Here is a 23244-nt window from a genome sequence, read left to right on the forward strand (position 1 = left end):
CCATCAAGATGGGGGCTTTTTGTCGCACGGGCAGCTTAGGAGCGCGTTTCGACTTGAACCAGCGGTTCGTTCGAGACAGCCGCAACCGGCTTGCGTTCGCGGCCCAGGCGGGTCGGCGTATGTGCGGCGGCAATGCGCAACTGGGTCTGGGCGTGGCGGTCCGGATCGGTTTCCACCCACTTCAGGCCCGCGGCATTGACCACGTCGTGCAAGGCTTGCGCCTTGGCCGTGGGCGCCGTTGCCGGCACCACGATCGGCTGCTGCGAGGTCGTCGGAGCGGCGGCCGGCGCGGGAGCGGCAGGGGCCGCTTCAACGACCGGCGCAGGTGCCGTCACGACGGGTTCCACGACCGCGGCTTCCACAGGCTCTTCCACCGGGGCGGCGGGCGCAGACACTTGGCTGGCCGGCTCTACCGCGATGGGCGGCGTCACCTGCGTGGCGGCCGTTTGCACGGGTTGGGCGACGGCGGGTTCGGCAGCCTGCACCGGTTCGACCTTCGAGGGTTCGATCGGCTGGGCTTCAACCTGAGCGGCCGGTTGGGCAACTACGTCAGCAGCCGCTTCGGTTGCTTCCTGGACCCGTGCCGGCGTGGCTTCGATCACCTGGGCTTCCGTCACCTTGGTCTGGACGGCTTGCGCCGGGACCGGGGTGGCTTCTGCGGCGGTGGGCTGGGCTGCTTCAGCGGCCTGGGCCGGCGTGGTGTCAGCAGCTTGGGCTGCGGCAACCGGAGCCGCCGGAGCAGCTTGCGGCGCTACGCCTTCGGCTGGTTCGCCAGCGTCGTCGTCCGAACCATCTTCCATTTGCTCGTCGCTGCCGGCCAGACCTGCTTCGTCCTGGCTGCGGCGGCCACGGCGGCTGCGGCGGCGGCGGCGCTTGCGTTCCGGATCGGCGGCGCCTTCGGCGCCTTCCGCGGTCGGCATGCCATCAGCGGTCTGTTCGGCGGCGTCGTTGGCTTCCAGTGCCGCTTCAGCAGCCGGCTTGGTGTCGGGCAGAGCGGTTGCAACGGTCTGCGCCAGAGCCGCCACCATGCTTTCCTGTTCGCTCATCGGCGCGTCGGACTGGCCCTCTTCGCGGCGATTGCGGCCACGGCCACGGCGGCGATTGCGGCCAGCGCCGGTGTCGTCGCCATTGGCCTGGTCAGCCTGGTCGGGGCGGTTGGTGGCCAGGGCTGCTTGCGCGACCTGCTCGCCACGCGGCTCGTTGCGGTTGCCGCGATCGCCACGTTCCTGGCGCTCGCCGCGTTCGCCTTCAGGGCGACGGTTGCCACGGACGTGATGGCGGCCGCCTTCGCTGCCTTCAGCGCCTTCGCCACGCGATTCGCCACGGCGGTTGCGGTTGCGGTCCGAACCGTGGCGTTCGCCACGGCGTTCCTGGCCGTCATGGCCGCTGCGGCCCTTGCCGCCACGTCCGGACGCAGCGCGCTTGGCGCTGTCTTCCTGGGCCGTGGGAGCGGGTTTGGCGGAGTCGGCATTGCCGGTCAGCCAGCCAACCAGGCGCTTGAACAGGCCGCCCAGGCCACCGGCGGCGGCGGGGGCCGCAGGCGCGGCAACCGACGCGGCAGGCGTCGACACGGGCGCGGGCTGCGAGGGCGTGATGCCCTTGACCAGCGCTTCCGGACGGGCCTTGATCTCGCTTTCGCGCGGCTGCCAGGGGGCGTCCGTGGCCGGGGCTTCAACCAGTTCGAAGCTGGTCTTCAGTTCTTCCAGGCGCGGATCGTCGTGACGCAGGCGCTCGATGTGGTGGTGCGGCGTTTCCAGATGCTTGTTCGGGATCAGCATCAGGTTGACCTTCAGGCGGGCTTCCATCTTGGTGATGTCGGCGCGCTTTTCATTCAGAAGGTAGGTGGCCACATCGACCGGCACCTGGGCGTGGACCGCCGCGGTGTTTTCCTTCATCGCCTCTTCTTGCAGCAGGCGCAGAACGTGCAGGGCGCTGGATTCGGCGTCGCGGATCACGCCGGTGCCATTGCAGCGCGGGCAAGTGATGTGCGAGCCTTCGTTCAGGGCCGGACGCAGGCGCTGGCGCGACAGTTCCATCAGGCCGAAGCGCGAGATCTTGCCCATTTGCACGCGGGCGCGGTCGAAATGGAGGGCGTCACGCAGGCGCTGTTCAACGGCGCGCTGGTTCTTGCTGTCTTCCATGTCGATGAAGTCGATGACGATCAGACCGCCCAAGTCGCGCAAGCGCAATTGGCGGGCCACTTCGTCGGCCGCTTCGGAGTTCGTGCGCAGCGCGGTTTCTTCGATGTCGGCGCCGCGCGTGGAGCGGGCCGAGTTCACGTCGACGGAAACTAGTGCTTCGGTGTGGTCGATCACGATGGCGCCGCCCGAAGGCAGCGTCACGGTGCGCGAATACGCCGTTTCGATCTGGTGTTCGATCTGGAACCGCGAGAACAGCGGGATGTCGTCGCGGTAGCGCTTGACGCGCTGGACGTTGTCCGGCATCACCACGCTCATGAACGCGGTGGCCTGGTCGGCGATCTCGTCGGTATCGATCAGGATCTCGCCGATTTCGGGCGAGAAGTAATCGCGGATGGCCCGGATGACCAGGCTGGATTCGAGGTAGATCAGGATGGGCGCGGAGTTGTCGCGGGCGGCGCCATCGATGGCGGTCCACAGCTGCAACAGGTAGGACAAGTCCCACTGGAGCTCTTCGACATTGCGGCCGATACCGGCCGTGCGGGCGATGATGCTCATGCCCTGGGGCAGCTCAAGCTGCTCCATCGTGTCGCGCAGTTCCTGGCGGTCTTCGCCCTCGACACGGCGCGAAACACCGCCGCCACGGGGGTTGTTGGGCATCAGGACCAGGTAGCGGCCAGCCAGCGAGATGAACGTGGTCAGGGCGGCGCCCTTGTTGCCGCGCTCTTCCTTTTCAACCTGAACGATCAGTTCCTGGCCTTCGCGCAACGCGTCCTGGATGCGGGCGCTACGGACATCTACACCTTCCTTGAAGAAGCTGCGGGCAACTTCCTTGAAAGGCAGAAAGCCGTGACGGTCTTCACCGTAGTTGACGAAGCAAGCTTCCAGGCCGGGTTCGATCCGGGTAATGACACCTTTGTAGATGTTGCCTTTGCGTTGTTCGCGGCCGGCAGTCTCGATGTCGAGGTCGATGAGTTTTTGCCCATCAACGATTGCGACGCGTAATTCTTCCTGATGCGTCGCATTGAACAGCATGCGCTTCATGAGAGGGTTTCTCCGTTGTCATGACGCGCCGATATCGGCGCGTGACCTCGGGTCACTCGGGCTGCGGCTGAAGCGGGCAAGAAATGCGGACCGTACCTGGGCGGCGCCCAGGCGTATCCGCCGCGGGTCAGGCGGGCACGTCGTGCCGTGGGGCACGGGGTTCTGTCAGCAGGAGGGTCAGCTTCACTGAATGTGGTTTGACGGAAAAATTGCTGTGAACGGCAGTTGCGGTCGGATTGGTTGCCTACACGCAGCTGGTGCTTTAAATATGCGACGATTCTTGCAGTGCTTCAGAGCCGCTTGCGGCATGCAACGGACCTGCTGGGACAGCGGGCAAAGTGAATGCCACACCACTATCCGGCAGGGCGCGGTTGCGCCGGCGACCAAGAGACCCAGGGGTTGAATAAGCAGGCAGTACAATGGCGGCCCGCGCGCTCGACGGAGTTGCGTATTTAAATTGCATCTCTACGCCAGGCGGCTAGTTCAGCCCCTTAAGGCTGTCCCGATTATATGTCGCTTTCCGCAATGCGCAAAGAAACTTCCTCCCCCATATCCCCCTCTAAAGCCCCCCCCGCCGTCCGAATGGTGGAGGTCGATGCCGAGCATGCCGGCCAGCGTCTGGATAACTACCTGATGCGCCTTTGCAAGGGCGTCCCCAAAACCCATATCTACAAAGCCATCCGTGGCGGCGAAGTACGTGTGAATAAGGGACGTATTTCTGTCGACTATCGTATCGTCGAAGGCGATATCGTGCGCATTCCGCCCCTGCGGTTGCCGGATCCGGGCAAGCCCCGGCCGGTGCCTGGCGCCGAATTCCCGATCGTGTTCGAAGACGATGCGCTACTGGTCGTGGACAAGCCCGCCGGCGTGGCGGTACACGGCGGCAGCGGCGTGTCGTTCGGCGTGATCGAACAACTGCGCGCCGCGCGCCCCGACGCAAAGTTCCTGGAACTGGTGCACCGGCTGGACCGCGAGACCTCGGGTCTGCTCATGGTGGCCAAGAAGCGCAGCGCGTTGCTGGCCCTGCATGCCATGCTGCGGGAGGGCAAGGGCGACAAGCACTATCTGGCCCTGGTGGAAGGCGATTGGGTGAACGACCGCCAGCACATCAAGCTGGGTTTGTCCAAATGGACCACGCAGTCCGGCGAGCGCCGGGTCAAAGTGGACCCGGACGGGCAGACCGCGCACACCATCATTACGCTCAAGCAGCGTTTCGGCGGTTACAGCCTGGTCGATGCCGAGTTGCGCACGGGACGCACCCACCAGATCCGGGTGCACCTGGCCGCCAGTGGCTTCCCCATCGTAGGCGACGACAAATACGGTCATGATGACGTTCGGGCGGAATTCGCCCGTAAGGGCTTTGGCCGGATGTTTCTGCACGCGCACCAGCTCACCTTGGCGCATCCGACCACGGGCGAGCCCATGACCCTTACCGCCGAGCTGCCTCCCGCCTGCCGGCAACTACTGAAACAACTGGAGTCGGTCTGATTATGTCGTCGTATTCGCTGGTCGTTTTTGACTGGGATGGCACTTTGATGGATTCCACGCACAGCATCGTGGCGGCCATCCAGGGGGCTTGCCGCGACCTGGAACTGGCGGTGCCGTCGGCATCCGAAGCCAGTTGGGTCATTGGTCTGTCCCTGGAAAGCGCCTTGCGCCGCGCCGTGCCGGAACTGACGCAGGCAATGATGCCGCGCTTCCTGGAACGCTACCGTACCCACTACCTGCTGCGGGACCCCGAGCTGCGGCTTTTCGACGGTATCCCCGAATTGCTGACGGAACTTGCAGGGCAGAACGTGCGCCTGGCTGTCGCGACGGGCAAGAGCCGGGTCGGCCTGACCCGAGCGCTGGCCGCGACGGGCCTGGGGCCGTTGTTCGACGCCACCCGCACCGCCGATGAAACCTTCAGCAAGCCGCACCCGGCGATGCTGCAGGAGCTGATGCAGGAACTGGACGTCGATCCCGGGCGGGTCGTGATGATCGGCGACACCTCGCATGACCTGCAGATGGCGGCGAATGCCGGTGTCCACGGACTGGGTGTCACCTATGGCGCGCATACCCTGAAGGAACTGCAGGGTTGCGCGCCGCAAGCGGTGCTGGACAGCGTACCCCGGGTGCGTGACTGGCTTCTGCCGCGGGTGTCCGCAAGCCTCTGATCCAGCGGGGTGGAGCGGGAACGTTCGGCGCCGCGGCGAGTCAATCTGGGAATTCCCATCCGCGGCGCTGCCGTCGCGGAATATCATGGGATCGCGCAACGTCTATGGCTTGCGCAGGGCGCGTCCGTCATGGGCGGGGCGCCACACCGGAGACCAAGATGCTGATACGCAAGCCCGCCGATATTCTTCCGTCTGAAATCACCGACGAGGCCGTTTGGCGCTCGCGGCGCGAGCTGATGCTGCGCGCCGGGCTGACGGCCGCCGCCGTCGGTTTGCCGGGTTGGGCGGCGCGCAGCGCCTTCGCTCAGGGCGCCGGCACCCTGACAGGCAAGCCGAATGCGTCGTTGAGCGTCATGGACAAGCAGACTTCGCTGTCCGATGTCACGTCCTACAACAACTACTACGAGTTTGGCGTGGATAAGGGCGATCCCGCGGCGAATGCCGGCAAGTTGCAGACGCGCCCGTGGACGGTCAGTGTTGAAGGCGAGGTCGCCAAGCCGCGCACCTTCACCATCGAGGAATTGCTCAAACTGGCGCCGATGGAAGAGCGCGTCTATCGACTGCGCTGCGTCGAGGGCTGGTCCATGGTGATTCCGTGGGTGGGCTACTCGGTATCCGAACTGCTGAAACAGGTTGAACCCACGGGCAACGCCAAGTATGTGGAATTCGTGACGGCGGTGCAGCGCGAGAACATGCCAGGCGTGCGCGCCGCGATCCTCGAGTGGCCCTATGTCGAAGGCTTGCGGATCGACGAGGCCATGAACCCGCTGGCGATGTTGGTGTTCGGCGTGTACGGCAAGGTCTTGCCCAACCAGAACGGCGCCCCGCTGCGCCTGGCGGTGCCGTGGAAGTACGGCTTCAAGTCGGCGAAGTCGCTGGTCAAGATCCGGCTGGTGGAAAAGCTGCCGGTATCGTCCTGGATCAAAGCGGCGCCGCAGGAATACGGCTTCTACGCCAATGTGAATCCCAACGTCCCGCATCCGCGCTGGAGCCAGGCGACCGAGCGCCGCATTGGCGAGGACGGCTTGTTCACCCCCAAGCGCAAGACCTTGATGTTCAACGGATATGGCGAGCAAGTGGCGTCGCTCTACCAGGGCATGGACCTGAAAGCGAACTACTGAGGCGCACCCATGCCCGAAGGCACTTCACCGCCCGCCGCGACCGCTTCGCCGCGCAAGCCCCCGCTGTCCGCCCGCGAGGTGGGGCGGATCAAGCCTGTCCTGTTTCTGCTGGGCCTGGCGCCGTTCCTGCGCTGGATCTGGCTGGGCTTCAACAACGGGCTGACCGCCAATCCGGTCGAATTCCTGACGCGTTCGTCCGGCACATGGACGTTAGTCTGCCTGCTGGTGACACTGGCGATCACGCCGTTGCGCAGGTTGACCGGGCAGCCTGCGCTGGTCCGTGTGCGCCGGATGTGCGGGCTGTTCGCGTTTTTCTACGGGGCCATGCACTTCATGGCCTGGGTCTGGTGGGACCGCGGGCTGGATCCGGTGGCGATGCTGCAGGATATCGGTGAACGTCCCTTCATCACGGTGGGATTCGCCGCGTTCGTGCTGATGACGGCGCTGGCCGCTACCTCCACGCAGTGGGCCATGCGCCGGCTGGGCAAGCGCTGGCAGCAATTGCACCGCGCCGTCTATGCGATCGGCCTGCTGGCGGTGCTGCACTACTGGTGGCACAAAGCCGGCAAGAACGATCTGGCGCAACCGCTCCTGTATGGCTCCGTGCTGGCTTTGCTGCTTGGCTGGCGGATCGTGGCGTGGTGGCGACGCCGGGCGTGACGCTGGCGGGCGCTGGGCGGCGTCAAAGGCCTGGGCCGGGGCTGAGGCCGCTTAACGTGGGCCCGTTCAAGGCATCGCCAGCATGATGGCGGCGGTTTCCGCGTCCGGTTGGCCATCGTGCAGGGCAGGCCGGTAGTGCATCTGAAATGCCGCCAGCGTATTGATCGTGGCGCGGTCCAGGGTGCCGTCCTGCGGACAGGCGTAGCCCAGCCGCTGCAATTGTTTCTGGAACCAGGCAACGTCGGGCACGCCTTCGGTCTGCAGGCGCGCCAGGTGCGCGGCGGCGCCGGTCTCGTCGAACCAGCGGCCGATGCCCGCCGCAGCCAGCGCTTTCCATGGGAATAGCGGGCCGGGATCGACTTTGCGCTGTGGAGCGATGTCGCTGTGGCCCACCACGTTCTCGGGCGCGATGCCGTGGCGCTGGATGATGTCTCGCAGCAGCACGGTCAGTGCGCGCACCTGACGGTCGTTGTAGGCGTGCCACAGCGGCTTGCCGTCCGCGCCCTCGGTCCAGCCGGGGTTGACCACCTCGACTCCGATCGAGGTGCTGTTCATGGCGATGTTGCCGTACCAGGAGCTGGCGCCGGCATGCCAGGCGGCGCGGGTTTCGTCGACCAGGCGGTAGGCGCGGCCGTCCTCGTTGATCAAGTAGTGTGCGCTGACCTTGCCCTTGGACAGCAGTTTCATCGAGGTCGCATCGTCGACGGTCGTGTAGTGCAGGACGACGCTGCGGACGCGGCTGGCCTGGCTGACGGCGGTGATGGACGTGTCAAGGTCCAACCCGGCGGGGCCGCGCGCGGCGCAGCCGGCCAGGACCGCCGTGGCCAGCAGTGGGGTAATCAAGCGGCGCATACGGGTCAGCGGGCCAGGTACAGGAACAGCGTTGGCAGCTTGTCCAGCTGGGGCGCTGGCCGTTTTTTCCACTCCGCCACCGTGTGCGTCGCGATCCATTCGTCGGCGGTCGTGACCGAACGGGCCACGCACAGCTTGGTGTCACCCTTCAGGCTGGCCAGCAGGGTGGTGAACATGGCGGCGTTGCGATACGGCGTTTCGATCAACAACTGGGTCTGGTTGTGCTTGGCCGACTGCTGTTCCCAGGCTCGCAGCTGCTTGGCGCGCTCGGCGGGGTCCACGGGCGCATAGCCGTGGAAGGCGAAGCGCTGCCCATCCAGGCCGCTGGCCATCAGGCCCAGCAGGATGGAAGACGGGCCGACCCAGGGCTTGACCGCCAATCCCAGGCGGTGGGCCGCGTCTACGACCTTGGCGCCCGGATCGGCTACGGCGGGGCAGCCGGCTTCGGAAACCAGTCCGATTTCGGCGCCTTTTTTAATCGGGTCCAGCCATGCCTTGATCTGACCGTCGTCGATTTTGTCGGTCAGGGTGTGGATGGTGATTTCCTGCAGCGGCAGGGTGGTGCCGATAAGCTTCAGGAAGGCGCGCGCCGTCTTGGCGTTCTCGGCGATGTAGGTGTCCAGCCGCCCGGCCAGCGCGCGGACATCGGCAGGCAGCCAACGCTCGGGCGGTGCCTCGCCCAGGCCAACGGGGATGAGGTGCAGCGCGCCGCTCATGCGGGTGCTCCGGGGGCGTCCAGCGGGTCCAGTCCGAAGCGCGTCAGCATGCGCGTCAGCTCGATCAACGGCAGGCCGATAATCGCGGTCGGGTCGTCGCTCTGGATGCTCTCCATCAAAGCGATGCCCAGGCTTTCCGCCTTGGCGCTGCCTGCGGTATCGTAGGGCTCCTCGGCGTGCAGGTAGGCTTCGATGGCGTGGTCCGACAGTTGGCGGAAACGGCATCGCGTGATGATGTCGGCTTTTTCCACTCGTAGGCCATCCGTCACCGCCAAAGCGCTGTGGAATTCCACGATTTGCCCAGACAGGGCGCGCAATTGGGCTTGGGCGCGCGGAAAATCCCCCGGCTTGCCGATCGGCTGCCCGTCGATCGTGGCAACCTGGTCCGATCCGATCACGAGGCTGCCGGGGTGCTTGTCCGCCACGGCCATGGCCTTGGCAACCGACAGGCGCAGGGCCAGCGCCGCAGGCGTTTCACCCGGGTGTGGCGTTTCGTCTACATCGGGGGAAATGGCCGTAAAGGGCAGGCGCAGGCGCGACAGCAGTTCTTTGCGGTAACGCGAGCTGGACGCGAGGATCAGGCTAGGCTTGGAAGGCATGCGATATTTGACGTTAAGGCGTAAGTCGCAGTATTATCTAACGTTTTGCGGGATTTTTGCAGCGAACGCGGTGGCACGAAGCATGCGTGAGTGATCGGCATGAGTAATCGGCATGAGTGATCGGCATGAGCAAACGGTCTGAGTAATCAGCGTAAGCAATCAGCCTGGTTAATCGTTATCAGCGTGAGCAATCGCAAAGACCCGTGAATGCAAAGGATTGATCATTAAGCGCATCGATGCATTCGCATTTGCCCATAGCGGCAAGGAAGCGCATGGCACCATACCTCTTGTGCGGTTTTCGCGCGCGGTTGAAGGGTTACCCGAACAACCGCTGGGCGATGCCGGGCTTGTGACGTGGTCCGTGCGCGGTGAGGTGGGCAAGTCTGGTCTGTTGCTTGGCCGGCCCCTCTTGCACGTTCACGTGCAGGCGAACCCGGTGCTGGTGTGCCAGCGGTGCAATGCGCCGTTCGTGTATCCGGTCGATAGCGAAGTCCTTTTGCAGCTGGTCAAGTCAGAAGCCGATCTCGATGATGGCAATACCAACGGCGATTACTCCGATGGTCGTGCCGACGAGGACGATGAAGACGAAGAAGGAAATGGTTTTGTGTCCAACCAGCCTGAAAAGGTGGTCGGTTCGCATCATTTCGATCTGCTGGCCCAGATCGAAGATGAGCTCATTCTGAGCGTTCCGTATGTGCCCAAGCATGATGTATGCCCGGGCGCGCAGGCCAAAGTCAGCGAAGTTCTTGATGAGCCCGCTGTCAAGCGTCCGTCGCCGTTTGCGGTGCTGGAACAACTGAAGCACAAAGATTGAGATCAACATCGGGCCGCATCGCGTACAATGCGCCCCGTTTCTAGGAGTCATCATGGCCGTTCAACAAAACAAGAAGTCCCCCTCCAAGCGCGGTATGCACCGTTCGCACGATTTTCTGGTTGCCCCGTCGACCGCCATCGAGCCGAACACCGGCGAAACGCACCTGCGTCACCACATCAGCCCCAACGGCTTTTACCGTGGCCGCAAGGTCCTGAAGACCAAGGCCGACGAATAAGGCCCCCGGGCCGAACTCGTACTCGGACCAATTCGGCTGCGCGCTGATACCTGGCACCCGTGATACGCATCGCCATAGACTGTATGGGCGGAGACTTCGGTCTGCCCGTCACGATTCCGGCTGCGATCGAGTTCGCCCGGCAATTTCCGGATACCCGGCTATTGCTGGTCGGGCTTCCCGACGCTATCGAAGCGGCGCTCTCAGAGCACCGCGGCGTAGCGCGCGATCGCATGGAAATCGTGGCGGCATCCGAGGTCGTCACCATGGACGACCCGGTCGAGGTCGCCTTGCGCCGCAAAAAAGACTCCTCCATGCGCCTGGCCGCCCAGTCCGTCAAGGACGGGCGCGCTGACGCCTGCGTTTCCGCGGGCAACACCGGCGCATGGATGGCCATTTCACGCTACGTGCTCAAGACGCTGGACGGCATTGACCGCCCCGCGATCGCCACATCCATTCCAAACCAGACGGGCCGCGCCACCACGGTGCTGGACCTGGGTGCGAACGTGGATTGCTCGGCCGAGCACCTATTGCAATTCGCCATCATGGGCGCCGCGCTGTCGCAGGCGGTCGACCATCGTGAGAACCCCTCCGTGGGCTTGCTCAACATCGGCGAAGAAGTCATCAAGGGCAACGAAGTCGTCAAGGAAGCTGCAGAGCTCCTGCGCGGCAGCCCATTGAATTTCTACGGCAACGTGGAAGGCAATGACATCTTCAAGGGTACGGTCGACGTTGTCGTGTGCGACGGTTTCGTCGGCAACGTCGTGCTCAAGTCCGTCGAGGGGCTGGCGAAGATGCTGTCCAGCATCATTCGCGAAGAGTTCAAACGCAACATCGTCACCCTGCTGGCCGGCGCCATCGCCAGGCCAGTGCTCAATCGTCTGCGCAACCGCGTCGACAACCGGCGCTATAACGGCGCCGCGTTGCTGGGCTTGCGCGGCGTGGTCATCAAGAGCCATGGTTCCGCGGATGTCTATGCCTTCGGTTTTGCGTTGCAACGAGCTCGCGAAGCCGTAGTGAGTAAACTGCTGGAGCGCACCGCTCAGACGGTCGCGCAGATTACCAAGCGCGTTCAATCGGGCGAGGGCGTCGCAACGCCTTCGCGGAACGTGGCTGGGGACACCGCTTGATGGATACCGCAATGAAATATTCCGCAATCGCGGGCACCGGCAGCTTCTTGCCGGAACGCGTGGTTTCGAATGACGAATTGGCAGCGGAACTGGCGACGCGCGACATCGCCACGTCCGATGAATGGATCGTTGAGCGCACGGGCATCCGTCAGCGCCATCTCGCCGAACGCGGCGTCACGACCAGCCAACTTGCCACCGAGGCTTCGCGCCGCGCGCTGGCGGATGCCGGCGTCGACGCATCCGAGATTGATTTGATCATCGTGGCCACGTCCACGCCCGATTTCGTGTTCCCCAGCACGGCATGCCTGGTGCAGGCCAATCTGGGCACCAAGGGATCGGCGGCGTTCGACGTGCAGGCGGTGTGCAGCGGCTTCGTCTATGCCCTGACCACTGCCGACAGCTTCATCCGCGCGGGCCGTGCCCGCTGCGCGCTGGTGATCGGCGCGGAAGTGTTTTCGCGCATCCTGGACTGGAACGACCGCAGCACCTGCGTGCTGTTCGGCGACGGCGCTGGCGCCGTGGTGCTGAAGGGGTCTGACGAGCCGGGCATCCTGGCCGCGCAGTTGCATGCCGATGGCAGCCAGATGAAGATCCTGAGCGCCGCGGGCAACGTGGCCTATGGCGACGTGACGGGCGATCCGTTCCTGCGCATGGACGGCCAGGCTGTGTTCAAGCAGGCCGTGACCGTGCTGGACCGCTCGGCGCGCGACACCTGCGCGGAAGCCGGCATTGAACTCGCCGACGTCGATTGGTTGATCCCGCATCAGGCGAACGTCCGCATCCTGAATTTCCTGGCGCGCAAGCTTGCCGTGCCGGTCGAAAAAGTCGTCATTACCGTTGATAGCCACGCCAATACCTCCGCGGCAAGCGTGCCGCTGGCACTGGACGCCGCGCGCCGAGATGGCCGCGTCAAGCCGGGCCAGCTCATTCTGATGCAAGGCGTGGGCGGCGGATTCACCTGGGGCTCGGTACTCGCCCGCATGTAAGCGCGTGCTTGGGCAGGGCGGCGCATGCGCCCCTGCCCGGAGCGCGCCTGACATCCCACACAGACACTGAATCAATCCAACCGGTCAATCATGAAAATCGCATTTGTCTTCCCTGGCCAAGGTTCGCAAGCTGTCGGCATGCTGGATGCCTGGTCGGACGTTGCCGCGGTCACGGACACCGTGGCGCAGGCTTCGCAAGCCTTGGGCCAGGATCTGGGCGCGCTGATCGCCCAAGGCCCGGTGGAACAGCTCAACCTCACCACCAACACCCAGCCGGCGATGTTGACGGCCGGCGTGGCGTTCTACGCCGCCTGGTGCGCCGCCGGTGGCCGCAAGCCCGACGTCGTGGCGGGTCATAGCCTTGGCGAATACGCCGCGCTGACCGCCGCCGGTTCGCTATCGCTGGAAGATGCCGTGCGTTTGGTGCGCGTGCGCGCCGATGCGATGCAGGCCGCCGTGCCGGTCGGCACGGGCGGGATGGCCGCCATCCTCGGCCTGGACGACGATGCCGTGCGCGCCGCTTGCGCGCAGGCCGCCCAAGGCGAAATCGTCGAAGCCGTGAATTTCAATGCGCCTGCGCAGGTCGTGATCGCAGGGCACAAGGCCGCCGTCGAGCGTGCCTGCGAACTGGCCAAGGCCGCAGGCGCCAAGCGCGCGCTGCTGCTGCCGGTCTCGGCCCCGTTCCATTCCAGCCTGCTCAAGCCCGCCGCCGACGTGCTGGCCGGCGCGCTGGCTGGGGTTACGGTCTTGGCGCCGCAAATCCCTGTCATCAACAACGTCGATGTCGCCTCGCCCACTGAGGCCGGGGCAATCCGGGATGCGCTGGTGCGTCAGGCATGGCATCCTGTGCGCTGGGTGGAAACCCTGCGCGCGATGAAGGCGCAAGGCGTCACCCACGTCATCGAGTGCGGCCCCGGCAAAGTGCTGGCCGGCCTGACCAAGCGCATCGACCCCGAACTTACCGGCCTGGCCATTACCGATCCCGCTTCGCTTGAAGCCGCGTTGGCCGCCGTTAACGGAAATTAAACACATGGACAACTCGATCGAACTGCAGGGCAAAATCGCCCTCGTGACGGGCGCCACGCGCGGCATCGGCCGCGCCATCGCCCAAGAGCTGGCAGCGCGCGGCGCAACCGTCGTGGGTACGGCTACGTCCGAATCGGGCGCGGCCGCCATCACCGAAGCCCTGGCGCCGTCCGGCGGCCGTGGCGTGGTGCTGAACGTGACCGATGCCGAAGCCTGCGACGCACTGATTGACGCGTTGGGCAAGGAAGGCGGCGGTCCGCACATCCTCGTCAACAACGCCGGCATCACCCGCGATACGCTGGCGATGCGCATGAAGGACGACGATTGGTCGGCCGTCCTGGACACGAACCTCACGTCCGTGTTCCGTCTATCGCGCGCCGTGTTGCGCAGCATGATGAAGGCCCGTTGGGGACGCATCATCAACGTTACGTCCGTGGTGGGTTCCAGCGGCAACGCCGGTCAGGCCAACTATGCCGCCGCCAAGGCGGGCGTGTCGGGTATGTCGCGTGCGCTGGCCCGTGAGTTGGGTAGCCGCAACATCACCGTGAACTGCGTCGCGCCCGGCTTCATCGACACCGATATGACGCGTGCGCTGGCTGAAAGCCAGACCACGGCGCTGTTGCAGCAGATTCCGCTGGGCCGTTTGGGCTCGCCCGAGGACATCGCCCATGCGGTGGCCTTTTTGTCCGGGCCGCAAGCGGGTTACATTACCGGCACCACCCTGCACGTAAACGGCGGGATGTACATGCAATAAATCACGAATTGCGCGCGGGCGGCCCAGGCCGCCTTGCCGCCGCCGGGCAACCAGCGAGGCCGCGCGCAGTTCATCCGGAAACGCCGCATACCGGTATTCCTGCGTCCTTCTGGGCGACAGAACAAGTGCGCGGTGTTATTTTTGTCACGGCCAGGCGTTGCTTTCCTCTACGCTTGGCTATAATTCGCGGGATTTTTCCCAATTGGAGATCTGCATGGAAAGCATCGAACAGCGCGTCAAGAAGATCGTCGCTGAACAACTTGGCGTGAACGAAGCCGAGATCAAGAACGAATCCTCCTTCCTTGACGACCTCGGTGCCGATTCGCTCGACATGGTCGAACTGGTCATGGCGCTCGAAGACGAATTCGAGACCGAGATCCCCGACGAAGAGGCCGAAAAGATCACGACCGTGCAACAAGCGATTGACTACATCAATTCGCACGGTAAGCAGTAAGCTCAGCCTATATCCTTCCGGTTGCCCGACTGTCGGGTCTGACCGGGAAACGGGGCGGTTTCAGGAATTTGCCGTGTGGTCCACATGCGGGAAGGGCGTAATCATGCCCGACCCGCTTTCGCGTGGGCCACACGTGCAGCGCATCCCGAAAGCCGCCTTTCTTTTGTCTGTTTGAGGAGTCATCCGTGAAGCGACGTGTCGTCATCACCGGCCTTGGTATCGTTTCCCCTGTTGGGAACGACCTGACCACCGCTTGGGACAATATCGTCAACGGACGTTCTGGCATCAGCCGCATCACCCGTTTCGATCCCTCGGCCATCACCACGCACATTGCTGGCGAAGTCAAAGACTTCGATATCAGCACCTATGTCTCGTCCAAAGAAGCCCGCCAGATGGATACATTCATCCATTACGGCCTGGCAGCCGGGATGCAGGCATGGCGCGATTGCGGCCTGGAAGTCACCGAAGCCAATGCCGAGCGCATCGGCGTGATCGTGGGCTCCGGTATCGGCGGTTTGCCGCGCATCGAAGAAACCCAGGTCGAATACCTGGCCAAGGGTCCGCGACGGATCTCGCCGTTCTTCGTGCCGGGTTCGCTGATCAACCTGATCTCCGGTCATTTGTCCATTGCCTACGGCATGAAGGGTCCGAGCTACGCCGTCGTCTCGGCCTGCACCACCGGCCTGCATTGCATCGGCGACGCAGCGCGCCTGATCGAATACGGCGATGCGGACGTCATGGTGGCAGGCGGCGCCGAATCGACCGTGTCCCCGCTGGGCATTGGCGGTTTCGCCGCGATGCGCGCGCTGTCGACCCGTAACGATGACCCTCAGGCGGCCTCGCGCCCCTGGGACCGCGACCGCGACGGCTTCGTGCTGGGCGAGGGCGCCGGCGTCCTCGTGCTGGAAGAATACGAGCATGCCAAGAAGCGTGGCGCGCGCATCTATGGTGAGCTCGCAGGCTACGGCATGAGCTCCGACGCGCACCACATCACGGCCCCCGACAAAGACGGCCCGCGCCGCGGCGTGCTCAACGCGCTGCGCAACGGCGGCCTGAATGCGGATGACATCCAGTATGTCAACGCCCATGGCACGTCCACGCCGCTTGGCGACAAGAATGAAACCGACGCGCTGAAGCTGGCGTTCGGCGATCACGCCAAGAAGCTGGTGGTCAACTCGACCAAGTCCATGACCGGGCACTTGCTTGGCGCGGCGGGTGGCATCGAGGCCGTGTTCACCACGCTGGCCGTGTACAACCAGGTGTCGCCTCCCACGATCAACATCTTCAATCAAGATCCGGAATGCGATCTGGATTACTGCGCGAACGAAGCGCGGCAGATGAAGATCGAGGTGGGCCTGTCCAATTCGTTCGGCTTCGGCGGCACCAACGGCTCCATGGCCGTTCGCCGGGTCTGATTTGGAAGGCTCGGACGCAGGGCGCTGGTCGTTTCAGGTGCCTGCCGGGCAGCCGCCCGGCGTCCGTGCGCTTGGCGGCCTGGCAATCGCCGTGGCTGCGGCCTGCGCGCTGACGGCGGCTTCCTGGGGCGGCATGGCATGGGCGGCAAGCGCGCTGATTGCGCTGCTGCTTGTGCCGGCCGGACTGTTACACTCGCGACGAAGCAGCCTGTCCCCGGTATCGGCAATACGCACGGCGACCGGGACCGGGCGCTGGCAGGTGCGCCAGCCGCAAGGCTGGCAAGACGCGGAGCTGCTGAATCAGCAGCGCGGCCCCCGCTGGCTCACGCTCACTCTACAGCCCTTGCCCACCGGGAGTACGGCCTTTACAAATAGCACAATCACCCTCACCGTCTGGCAACGGACGCTGCGACCCGAGTCCTGGCGGCGCCTTTGCCTGCTGACGGGCACGGCGCGGCGCCTGCAGCCGGCGGCACGCCCGCAGGAGGCGTCATGAGCGAGCGCGAAGTCGACGCCGAGCTTGTCGCGCGCGTTCAACGGGGCGACAAGAAGGCCTTCGATCTGCTGGTGCTGAAGTACCAGCGCAAGATCTTGCGCCTGCTGGCCCGGATGATCCGCGACCCCTCCGAAATCGAGGACGTGGCCCAGGAAGCCTTCATCAAGGCCTATCGGGCCCTGCCCCAGTTCCGGGGCGACAGCGCCTTCTATACCTGGTTGTATCGTATCGCCATCAATACGGCACGCAATTGGCTGGCCTCGCAGGGCCGGCGGCCCAGCGCGCCAAATGCGATAGAAACGGAAGACGGTGAAACTTTTAACGAAACCGACAACCTAACCGATATAAGCACGCCGGAGTCCATGGTTGCCAGCCGCGAAATCGCCGAGACGGTGAACGCGGCCATCGAGGAATTGCCCGAAGAGTTGCGCACCGCAATTGTCCTGCGTGAAATCGAAGGTATGAGTTACGAAGACATCGCCAAGAGCATGGATTGCCCGATCGGTACGGTGCGCTCCCGCATTTTTCGTGCGCGCGAGGCCATCGCGACCAAATTGCGTCCATTGCTTGGCACCGATGCCGAGCGTCGCTGGTAAGGAGTGGCAGTCATGCAAACCGCAGCCAAGTCCGTTGAAATCGCCGAATCCTCCTGGGAGGAATCGGTCTCCGCCTGGATGGACGGAGAAGATTCCGACGATATTTTTCCCGGCCTGTTGTCCAAGGAAGGACGTCAGGCCTGGGACACCTATCATTTGATCGGTGATTCCCTCCGTAATTCCGATCTGGCATTGACGCCCAGCGCCGCGTTCCAGTCCCGGCTGGCACGGGCGTTGGACGCCGAATTGCCGATCGTCGCGGCGCCCCGGCGCCGTTCGCCCTTGCGCTATGGCTTGTCCGGCTTGGCGGTGGCCGCCGCCGTGGCGACTGTCGCCTGGGTGGCCCAGCCTTATCTGACGGGCACGCCGGCAACCGAAGTGCGCGTGCTGGCCGACGCCAGCGGCACGCCTGCCTCCGCGGATGACGCGGGCCTGCGCGACTACCTGGAGGCCCATCGTCAGATGGCGGGTCCCAGCGCGGTGCGGCAAGTCTCGTTCGACGTCGGGGCGGGACGTTGATGGCGCTGGTGTTACCGACACGTTGGCCGCGCGCAGCCTCCTGGCACGCGCACCGCGCTGGCTGGTTCGCCGCCACGCTTCTGACCGCGTTCCTGGCCGCGCATGAACCCGCGCGCGCCGGCGATGCCGCACCGGCGACCGACGACGTTGTCCAGTTGCTGTCGCGCATTCAGCAGGCCGCGCGCAAGCAGGACTACGCTGGCGTCTTCATGTATCAGCAGGGCGAAATGATCCAGTCTTCGCGCCTGGTACACGTGCTGGATGGCACTGGCGAACGGGAACGCCTGGAAATCCTGGATGGGCAGCCGCGCGAATACCTGCGGCACAACGAAAACGTGCAGTGCCTGATCCCCGAGCGCAAGACCGTGCTGGTCGAGCGCCGCCGCGGCGACCGTTTCCCCGGCCTGTTGCTGGGCGATCCCGCCAATCTGGCCGAGCACTACAAAATCAGCACCGAATCCAAGTTGCATCGGGTGGCGGGCCGCGAATGCCGGCTGATCACGATCGAGCCGCTGGACAAGCTGCGTTACGGCTACCGCCTGTGCGCTGATGTCGAAACCAATCTGCTGCTGAAGGCCCAGACCTTGAACGCCGCGCGCGGCGTGGTCGAGCAGGTCTCGTTCACGTCATTGCGCCTGGGGTCGGAAGTCGACCCCCAATTGTTGACGTCGCGCTGGAGCACCCGCGACTGGAAAGTGCTTGAGCCATCGATGGCACCCGTGGACCTGTCGGCCCAGGGGTGGCGCATCCCGGCGCCCAAGGGCTTCAAGGTGATCATGCAGGTGGCGCGCTCGATGGGGCGCGGGGCAACCGTCAGCCAGATGGTCCTGTCGGATGGCCTGGCGGCCATATCGGTCTTCATCGAACCCTATGACAGCCAGCGCGGCCATAACCCCCCCCATGGCGCTGCGCAGCGCGGGTCGATTACCGTCTACGGAACGCGCATTGCGGACTTCTGGCTGACGGCCGTGGGTGAAGTACCCGTGGCCACGCTGGAACAATTGGCGGAAGCGACAGAGTATGTGCCCGCCGCCCCTGCGGCGGCAGCGCCGACAACCGGGACAGCCGGGTCCAAGTGATCCGGGCCCCGGCGCGGCTAGCAGCAATTTCGGAGTAACTTATGAAAGCAATGACGGTGTCGAACGCTTTTTTCCGGCGCTTTCTGGCGGTTGTGGCGGCAAGTGTGGCGATGTCCGCCGCGTATGTTCCCGCTTCGGTGGCGCAGACGCCCACCGTGGCGTTGCCCGACTTCACGGGCATTGTTGAAAAGGCCGACCCCGCGGTCGTGAACATCCGCACCACGGCCACCGTGCCGGTGCGCGGGCCCGGCCCCGGCGGCGGTGGCGACCCCTACGAATTGTTCCGCTGGTTCTTCGGCCCCGAATTCCAGCCTCCGGGCCCGGGTGGGCAGGCGCCGACGCCGCGTCAGCGGCCGCAGCCTCCGCAACCTGAAGAGCGGACCGTGCCGCGCGGCGTGGGCTCGGGCTTCTTCATTTCCGAAGACGGCTACATCCTGACCAACAACCACGTGGTGGTCGACGCGACGGACATCTACGTCACGCTCACCGACGGCCGCGAATTCAAAGCCAAGGTCATCGGCACTGACGAGCGCACCGACGTTGCGCTGATCAAGATCGAAACCAAGGACATGGTCCCGCTGGTCATCGGCGATCCCAAGAAGCTGAAGAAGGGGCAGTGGGTGTTGGCTATCGGTTCGCCGTTTGGCCTGGATTCCACCGTGACGTCCGGCATCGTCAGCGCGATTGGCCGTGATACCGGCGAATATCTGCCGTTCATCCAGACCGACGTGGCCGTGAACCCCGGCAACTCGGGCGGCCCGCTGATCAACCTGGACGGCGAAGTCGTCGGCATCAATTCCCAGATCATTTCGCGCAGCGGCGGTTTCATGGGCATCTCGCTGGCCATCCCGATCGACGAAGCGATGCGAGTGGTGGATCAGTTGCGCGCTACCGGCAAGGTCACCCGCGGCCGGGTCGGCGTGCAGATCGGCGAAGTCGGCAAGGATGTTGCCGAAGCCATCGGGTTGCCGAAGGCCGAAGGCGCGCTGGTCAGCAGCGTAGAAGCCGAGGGCCCCGCCGAAGAAGCGGGCGTGCAGCCGGGTGACGTGATCCTGAAGTTCAACAACGAGCCGATCAAGCGTTGGTCGGATCTGCCGCGCATCGTGGGCGAAACCAAGCCGGGCACGCGCGCCGACATGGAAGTGTGGCGCAAGGGCAAGAGCATGACGCTGTCGGTCAAGGTGGGCGAAATCCCGACCGAAAAAGCCGCGGCGGCGGGCAAGAAGCCGGCGCCGGCCCCCGAGGTCACGAACGCGCTGGGCCTGGGTGTCGTGGACGTGCCCGCCGATCTGCAGAAGAAGCTGCGCATCAAGGGAGGCGTCCAGGTGAAGGTCGCCGAAGGTGCGGCCGCCAAGGCTGGGCTGCAGGAAGGCGACATTGTGTTGGCCTTGAACGACACTGACGTCACCGGCGCCAAGCAATTTGCCACGCTCGTGAGCAAGCTGGACAAGTCCCGCGCCGCAGGTTTGCTGGTGCGCCGGGGCGATCAGACGCAATGGGTGGCGGTTCCGGCCTCGAAGTAAGGGCCGACGCGCGTCGCTTTTTGCCCCGGGGCGGCCCGGCGGCAGAAAAAAAACTCCAAGACCAGCTAAAATGGCTGGTTGCCGCAAGAGGGGGCGCTTGGCGCCCCCTCGTTTTTGCCCGGGTATTGCCTACCAGCGGCCCGCCAGCGCCCCTCACGTCAGCCGTGCGTACTCCGGCGGCGGTGTCTTCCGGCCATGTGCCGAGTGTTCCGTCCCTTATAATTTCAAGCATGCAGCATATTCGCAACTTCTCCATCATTGCCCACATCGATCACGGTAAATCGACCCTGGCCGATCGCCTGATCCAGCGCTGCGGCGGATTGGCGGATCGCGAAATGTCGGCGCAGGTGCTCGATTCCATGGAAATCGAACGCGAGCGCGGCATCACCATCAAAGCGCAGACCGCCGCCTTGCATTACAAGGCGAAGGACGGCAAGACCTACAACCTGAACCTGATCGACACCCCGGGGCACGTGGACTTCTCGTATGAGGTCAGCCGTTCGCTGTCCGCATGCGAAGGCGCGCTGCTGGTGGTCGATGCGTCCCAGGGCGTGGAAGCCCAGACGGTCGCCAACTGCTACACCGCCATCGAGCTGGGCGTGGAGGTGGTGCCGGTCTTGAACAAGATGGATCTGCCGCAGGCCGATCCCGAAGGCGCGCGCCAGGAAGTCGAAGACGTGATCGGCATCGACGCCTCGGAAGCCGTGCTGGCCAGTGCCAAGACGGGCATGGGCATCGACGAGATTCTGGAAACCATCGTGGCGCGGGTGCCGGCGCCCAAAGGCGATCCCGACGCGCCGCTGCAAGCGCTGGTCATCGACTCCTGGTTCGACAACTACGTGGGCGTCGTGATGCTGGTGCGCATCATCAATGGTGTGCTCAAGCCCAAGGACAAGATTCTGCTGATGGCCTCCGGCGCCACTCACTTGTGCGAGCAGACCGGCGTATTCACGCCGAAGTCGCAGCAGCGTCCGCACCTGTCGGCAGGCGAAGTGGGCTTCATCATCGCTGGCATCAAGCAGCTGGAAGATGCCAAGGTGGGCGATACCGTCACGCTGGCCAACAAGCCCGCCGCCAGCGCGCTGCCGGGCTTCAAGGAAGTCAAGCCGCAGGTGTTCGCCGGCCTGTACCCGGTGGAAAGTTCCGAATACGACCAACTGCGCGATTCGCTCGATAAGCTGAAGCTGAACGACGCCGCGCTGATGTTCGAACCGGAAGTCTCGCAGGCGCTGGGCTTCGGTTTCCGCTGCGGCTTCCTGGGCCTTTTGCACATGGAAATCGTGCAAGAGCGCCTGGAGCGCGAGTTCGACATGGACATCATCACCACCGCGCCGTCGGTGGTGTACGAAGTCGAGCAGCGCGATGGCTCGGTGATCACTGTGGAAAGCCCATCCCGCATGCCGGAAGTGGGCAAGATCCAGGACATCCGCGAGCCCATCGTGAAGGTCACGCTGTTCATGCCGCAGGACTACGTCGGCCCGGTCATGACGCTGTGCAATAACAAGCGCGGTTCGCAGGTCAACATGAGCTATCACGGCCGCCAGGTCCATCTGGTGTACGAGATCCCGCTGGCCGAGATCGTGCTGGACTTCTTCGACAAGCTGAAGTCGGTATCTCGCGGCTATGCCTCGATGGACTACGAATTCCTGGAATACCGCTCGGCCGACGTGGTGCGCGTGGACCTGCTGATCAACAACGACCGCGTGGATGCGCTGGCCGTGATCGTCCACCGCAGCAACGCGCGCCATCGCGCCCGCGACGTCGTGACCCGCATGCGGGGCCTGATCCCGCGCCAGATGTTCGACGTGGTTATCCAGGCCGCCATTGGCGCGGAAATCATCGCGCGTGAAAACGTGAAGGCGCTGCGCAAGAACGTGCTGGCCAAGTGCTACGGCGGCGATATCTCGCGCAAGAAGAAGCTGCTGGAAAAGCAGAAGGCCGGTAAGAAGCGCATGAAGCAGGTGGGTAGCGTGGAAATTCCGCAGGAGGCGTTCTTGGCCATCCTGCAAGTGGAAGACAAGTAGAACCAAAAGAAGGCGGTTAGCTGATGAGTTGGAACTTTGCCCTGATCCTGTTTGTTCTGCTGGTCTTGACCGGCATTATCTGGGTGCTTGATCTTGCGGTGCTGCGACGTGGTCGCGAAGCCCGCGCCCAAGCGGCAATGGCGCAGTACGACGCGGCCCTGATCGGTGACGCTCAGGAAGCCGAGCGCCTGCGCCGCGAGGCCGGCGATGCCGCGCGGCGCGTGCCGTGGTGGATCGAGTACGCGGTCAGCTTTTTTCCCGTCATCCTGTTCGTCTTCATGCTGCGTTCGTTCGTGGTGGAGCCGTTCCGGATCCCGTCGGGTTCGATGCTGCCCACGCTACAGTCCGGCGACCTGATCCTGGTGAACAAGTTCAGCTATGGCTTGCGCCTGCCCGTGATCGACAAGAAGGTCGTGGAGATCGGCAAGCCCAAGCGCGGCGATGTATTCGTGTTCCGCTACCCGGTGGATCCGGATGTGGACTACATCAAGCGCGTGGTCGGGCTGCCAGGCGACGAGATCGCCTATCTGGACAAAAAACTGTACATAAACGGCGAATTGGTGCCGCATGTGCGTGACGGCGACTATTTTGAGCCGGATCGTGTCTCGTATATCGCACAATATAAAGAGAAGTTGGGCGACGTTGAGCACAAAATCCTGCTGGATGAGAACAAGCCGCAAGATTATTCGCCGATGTGGCAATTTCCCAACCGCGGAAACTGCCAATACAGCCGCAATGGGGTACGCTGCAAAGTACCTGAAGGCAGTTATTTCGCCATGGGCGATAATCGGGACAACAGCGCGGACAGCCGCTATTGGGGCTTTGTACCTGAAGCCAATATCGTCGGACGCGCGTTCTTCATCTGGATGAATTTCAGCGATCTCAGCCGCATCGGCCGGTTCAACTGATT

22 protein-coding genes are annotated in these 23244 nt (G+C 64.2%); 18 read left to right on the forward strand and 4 right to left on the reverse strand.

The genetic code is table 11. The annotated features are described in order from the left end of the window. Nucleotides 1-35: 35 nt before the first annotated feature. Nucleotides 36-3182 carry an Rne/Rng family ribonuclease gene (locus ACI0FO_RS02530; protein WP_416023889.1) on the reverse strand — a complete coding sequence of 1049 codons (3147 nt, stop codon included), beginning with the start codon at nt 3180-3182 and terminating at the stop codon, nt 36-38. 525 nt (nt 3183-3707) lie between these two features. Between ACI0FO_RS02530 and ACI0FO_RS02535 the strand changes: the two genes are divergently transcribed. The 4 genes from ACI0FO_RS02535 to msrQ all read left to right on the forward strand — a co-directional run bounded on the left by ACI0FO_RS02535 (nt 3708) and on the right by msrQ (nt 7119). After that, the gene (locus ACI0FO_RS02535) at nt 3708-4670 is read left to right on the forward strand and encodes an RluA family pseudouridine synthase (RefSeq protein ID WP_416023890.1); all 963 of its coding nucleotides are present in this window, start codon (nt 3708-3710) and stop codon (nt 4668-4670) included. Nucleotides 4671-4672: 2 nt separating this feature from the next. After that, on the forward strand, nt 4673-5338 hold the full coding sequence (locus ACI0FO_RS02540) for an HAD family hydrolase (RefSeq protein WP_416023892.1): 666 nt from the start codon (nt 4673-4675) through the stop codon (nt 5336-5338). Nucleotides 5339-5496: 158 nt separating this feature from the next. Then, nucleotides 5497-6459 carry a protein-methionine-sulfoxide reductase catalytic subunit MsrP gene (msrP, locus tag ACI0FO_RS02545; protein ID WP_416023894.1) on the forward strand — a complete coding sequence of 321 codons (963 nt, stop codon included), beginning with the start codon at nt 5497-5499 and terminating at the stop codon, nt 6457-6459. A gap of 9 nt (nt 6460-6468) precedes the next feature. Continuing rightward, nucleotides 6469-7119, forward strand: coding sequence for a protein-methionine-sulfoxide reductase heme-binding subunit MsrQ (gene msrQ, locus ACI0FO_RS02550; protein ID WP_416023896.1), 651 nt, complete (start codon nt 6469-6471; stop codon nt 7117-7119). Nucleotides 7120-7185: 66 nt separating this feature from the next. Here the strand turns inward: msrQ and ACI0FO_RS02555 are convergent, their stop codons facing one another. The 3 genes from ACI0FO_RS02555 to ACI0FO_RS02565 are packed head-to-tail and all read right to left on the reverse strand — an operon-like array spanning nt 7186 to nt 9286. Next, nucleotides 7186-7971: an N-acetylmuramoyl-L-alanine amidase gene (locus ACI0FO_RS02555; protein ID WP_416023898.1), complete on the reverse strand. Its 786-nt coding sequence runs from the start codon at nt 7969-7971 to the stop codon at nt 7186-7188. 5 nt (nt 7972-7976) lie between these two features. Next, on the reverse strand, nt 7977-8687 hold the full coding sequence (locus ACI0FO_RS02560; RefSeq protein WP_416023899.1) for an SAM-dependent methyltransferase: 711 nt from the start codon (nt 8685-8687) through the stop codon (nt 7977-7979). After that, on the reverse strand, nt 8684-9286 hold the full coding sequence (locus ACI0FO_RS02565) for a Maf-like protein (RefSeq protein WP_416023900.1): 603 nt from the start codon (nt 9284-9286) through the stop codon (nt 8684-8686). The genes ACI0FO_RS02560 and ACI0FO_RS02565 overlap by 4 nt, the downstream gene beginning before the upstream one ends. A gap of 217 nt (nt 9287-9503) precedes the next feature. Between ACI0FO_RS02565 and ACI0FO_RS02570 the strand changes: the two genes are divergently transcribed. The 14 genes from ACI0FO_RS02570 (at nt 9504) to lepB (ending at nt 23242) form a co-directional block, all read left to right on the forward strand. Next, nucleotides 9504-10100, forward strand: coding sequence for a YceD family protein (locus ACI0FO_RS02570; protein WP_416023901.1), 597 nt, complete (start codon nt 9504-9506; stop codon nt 10098-10100). Nucleotides 10101-10152: 52 nt separating this feature from the next. After that, on the forward strand, nt 10153-10335 hold the full coding sequence (gene rpmF, locus ACI0FO_RS02575) for a 50S ribosomal protein L32 (protein WP_006218037.1): 183 nt from the start codon (nt 10153-10155) through the stop codon (nt 10333-10335). A gap of 59 nt (nt 10336-10394) precedes the next feature. Continuing rightward, a complete protein-coding gene (plsX, locus tag ACI0FO_RS02580) occupies nt 10395-11462 on the forward strand; it encodes a phosphate acyltransferase PlsX (RefSeq protein ID WP_416023904.1) in 1068 nt (355 codons plus the stop codon). Further along, entirely contained in the window at nt 11462-12448 is a 987-nt protein-coding gene (locus ACI0FO_RS02585) for a beta-ketoacyl-ACP synthase III (RefSeq protein ID WP_416023905.1), read from the forward strand. Before plsX ends, ACI0FO_RS02585 begins: the two co-directional genes overlap by 1 nt. A 90-nt stretch (nt 12449-12538) precedes the next feature. Continuing rightward, nucleotides 12539-13474 (forward strand): ACP S-malonyltransferase, encoded by a 936-nt coding sequence (gene fabD / locus ACI0FO_RS02590; RefSeq protein ID WP_416023907.1) that lies wholly within the window; start codon nt 12539-12541, stop codon nt 13472-13474. A 4-nt stretch (nt 13475-13478) separates the two neighbouring features. Then, nucleotides 13479-14228, forward strand: coding sequence for a 3-oxoacyl-ACP reductase FabG (gene fabG / locus ACI0FO_RS02595; protein WP_006223826.1), 750 nt, complete (start codon nt 13479-13481; stop codon nt 14226-14228). A gap of 214 nt (nt 14229-14442) precedes the next feature. Continuing rightward, nucleotides 14443-14682, forward strand: a complete 240-nt coding sequence (acpP, locus tag ACI0FO_RS02600; protein WP_003813816.1) for an acyl carrier protein — start codon at nt 14443-14445, stop codon at nt 14680-14682. Nucleotides 14683-14867: 185 nt separating this feature from the next. Continuing rightward, on the forward strand, nt 14868-16097 hold the full coding sequence (fabF, locus tag ACI0FO_RS02605) for a beta-ketoacyl-ACP synthase II (RefSeq protein ID WP_416023909.1): 1230 nt from the start codon (nt 14868-14870) through the stop codon (nt 16095-16097). Between the two features lie 492 nt (nt 16098-16589). Next, nucleotides 16590-17189, forward strand: a complete 600-nt coding sequence (rpoE, locus tag ACI0FO_RS02610; protein ID WP_416023910.1) for an RNA polymerase sigma factor RpoE — start codon at nt 16590-16592, stop codon at nt 17187-17189. Between the two features lie 12 nt (nt 17190-17201). After that, on the forward strand, nt 17202-17708 hold the full coding sequence (locus ACI0FO_RS02615; protein ID WP_416023912.1) for a sigma-E factor negative regulatory protein: 507 nt from the start codon (nt 17202-17204) through the stop codon (nt 17706-17708). Next, on the forward strand, nt 17708-18787 hold the full coding sequence (locus tag ACI0FO_RS02620; protein WP_416023914.1) for a MucB/RseB C-terminal domain-containing protein: 1080 nt from the start codon (nt 17708-17710) through the stop codon (nt 18785-18787). Before ACI0FO_RS02615 ends, ACI0FO_RS02620 begins: the two co-directional genes overlap by 1 nt. Nucleotides 18788-18828: 41 nt before the next feature. Continuing rightward, complete coding sequence (locus ACI0FO_RS02625; protein ID WP_416023915.1) at nt 18829-20310, forward strand: DegQ family serine endoprotease; 1482 nt, start codon at nt 18829-18831, stop codon at nt 20308-20310. 230 nt (nt 20311-20540) lie between these two features. After that, on the forward strand, nt 20541-22334 hold the full coding sequence (gene lepA / locus ACI0FO_RS02630) for a translation elongation factor 4 (protein WP_057284786.1): 1794 nt from the start codon (nt 20541-20543) through the stop codon (nt 22332-22334). A gap of 23 nt (nt 22335-22357) precedes the next feature. Beyond that, nucleotides 22358-23242, forward strand: coding sequence for a signal peptidase I (gene lepB, locus ACI0FO_RS02635; RefSeq protein ID WP_416023917.1), 885 nt, complete (start codon nt 22358-22360; stop codon nt 23240-23242). The last annotated feature ends 2 nt before the right edge of the window (nt 23243-23244 follow it).

The organism is Achromobacter marplatensis, assembly GCF_049060505.1.
Taxonomy (GTDB): Bacteria; Pseudomonadota; Gammaproteobacteria; order Burkholderiales; family Burkholderiaceae_B; genus Achromobacter; species Achromobacter marplatensis_A.

Coding starts and splice junctions, on each gene's coding strand:
- ACI0FO_RS02625 (WP_416023915.1), top strand. CDS start 18,829: ATGAAAGCAATGACGGTGTCGAACGCTTTTTTCCGGCGCTTTCTGGCG.
- rpoE (WP_416023910.1), top strand. CDS start 16,590: ATGAGCGAGCGCGAAGTCGACGCCGAGCTTGTCGCGCGCGTTCAACGG.
- fabG (WP_006223826.1), top strand. CDS start 13,479: ATGGACAACTCGATCGAACTGCAGGGCAAAATCGCCCTCGTGACGGGC.
- ACI0FO_RS02540 (WP_416023892.1), top strand. CDS start 4,673: ATGTCGTCGTATTCGCTGGTCGTTTTTGACTGGGATGGCACTTTGATG.
- ACI0FO_RS02565 (WP_416023900.1), bottom strand. CDS start 9,286: ATGCCTTCCAAGCCTAGCCTGATCCTCGCGTCCAGCTCGCGTTACCGC.
- ACI0FO_RS02620 (WP_416023914.1), top strand. CDS start 17,708: ATGGCGCTGGTGTTACCGACACGTTGGCCGCGCGCAGCCTCCTGGCAC.
- ACI0FO_RS02560 (WP_416023899.1), bottom strand. CDS start 8,687: ATGAGCGGCGCGCTGCACCTCATCCCCGTTGGCCTGGGCGAGGCACCG.
- ACI0FO_RS02555 (WP_416023898.1), bottom strand. CDS start 7,971: ATGCGCCGCTTGATTACCCCACTGCTGGCCACGGCGGTCCTGGCCGGC.
- rpmF (WP_006218037.1), top strand. CDS start 10,153: ATGGCCGTTCAACAAAACAAGAAGTCCCCCTCCAAGCGCGGTATGCAC.
- ACI0FO_RS02530 (WP_416023889.1), bottom strand. CDS start 3,182: ATGAAGCGCATGCTGTTCAATGCGACGCATCAGGAAGAATTACGCGTC.
- acpP (WP_003813816.1), top strand. CDS start 14,443: ATGGAAAGCATCGAACAGCGCGTCAAGAAGATCGTCGCTGAACAACTT.
- ACI0FO_RS02535 (WP_416023890.1), top strand. CDS start 3,708: ATGCGCAAAGAAACTTCCTCCCCCATATCCCCCTCTAAAGCCCCCCCC.
- ACI0FO_RS02585 (WP_416023905.1), top strand. CDS start 11,462: ATGGATACCGCAATGAAATATTCCGCAATCGCGGGCACCGGCAGCTTC.
- lepA (WP_057284786.1), top strand. CDS start 20,541: ATGCAGCATATTCGCAACTTCTCCATCATTGCCCACATCGATCACGGT.
- msrP (WP_416023894.1), top strand. CDS start 5,497: ATGCTGATACGCAAGCCCGCCGATATTCTTCCGTCTGAAATCACCGAC.
- msrQ (WP_416023896.1), top strand. CDS start 6,469: ATGCCCGAAGGCACTTCACCGCCCGCCGCGACCGCTTCGCCGCGCAAG.
- lepB (WP_416023917.1), top strand. CDS start 22,358: ATGAGTTGGAACTTTGCCCTGATCCTGTTTGTTCTGCTGGTCTTGACC.
- fabD (WP_416023907.1), top strand. CDS start 12,539: ATGAAAATCGCATTTGTCTTCCCTGGCCAAGGTTCGCAAGCTGTCGGC.
- ACI0FO_RS02615 (WP_416023912.1), top strand. CDS start 17,202: ATGCAAACCGCAGCCAAGTCCGTTGAAATCGCCGAATCCTCCTGGGAG.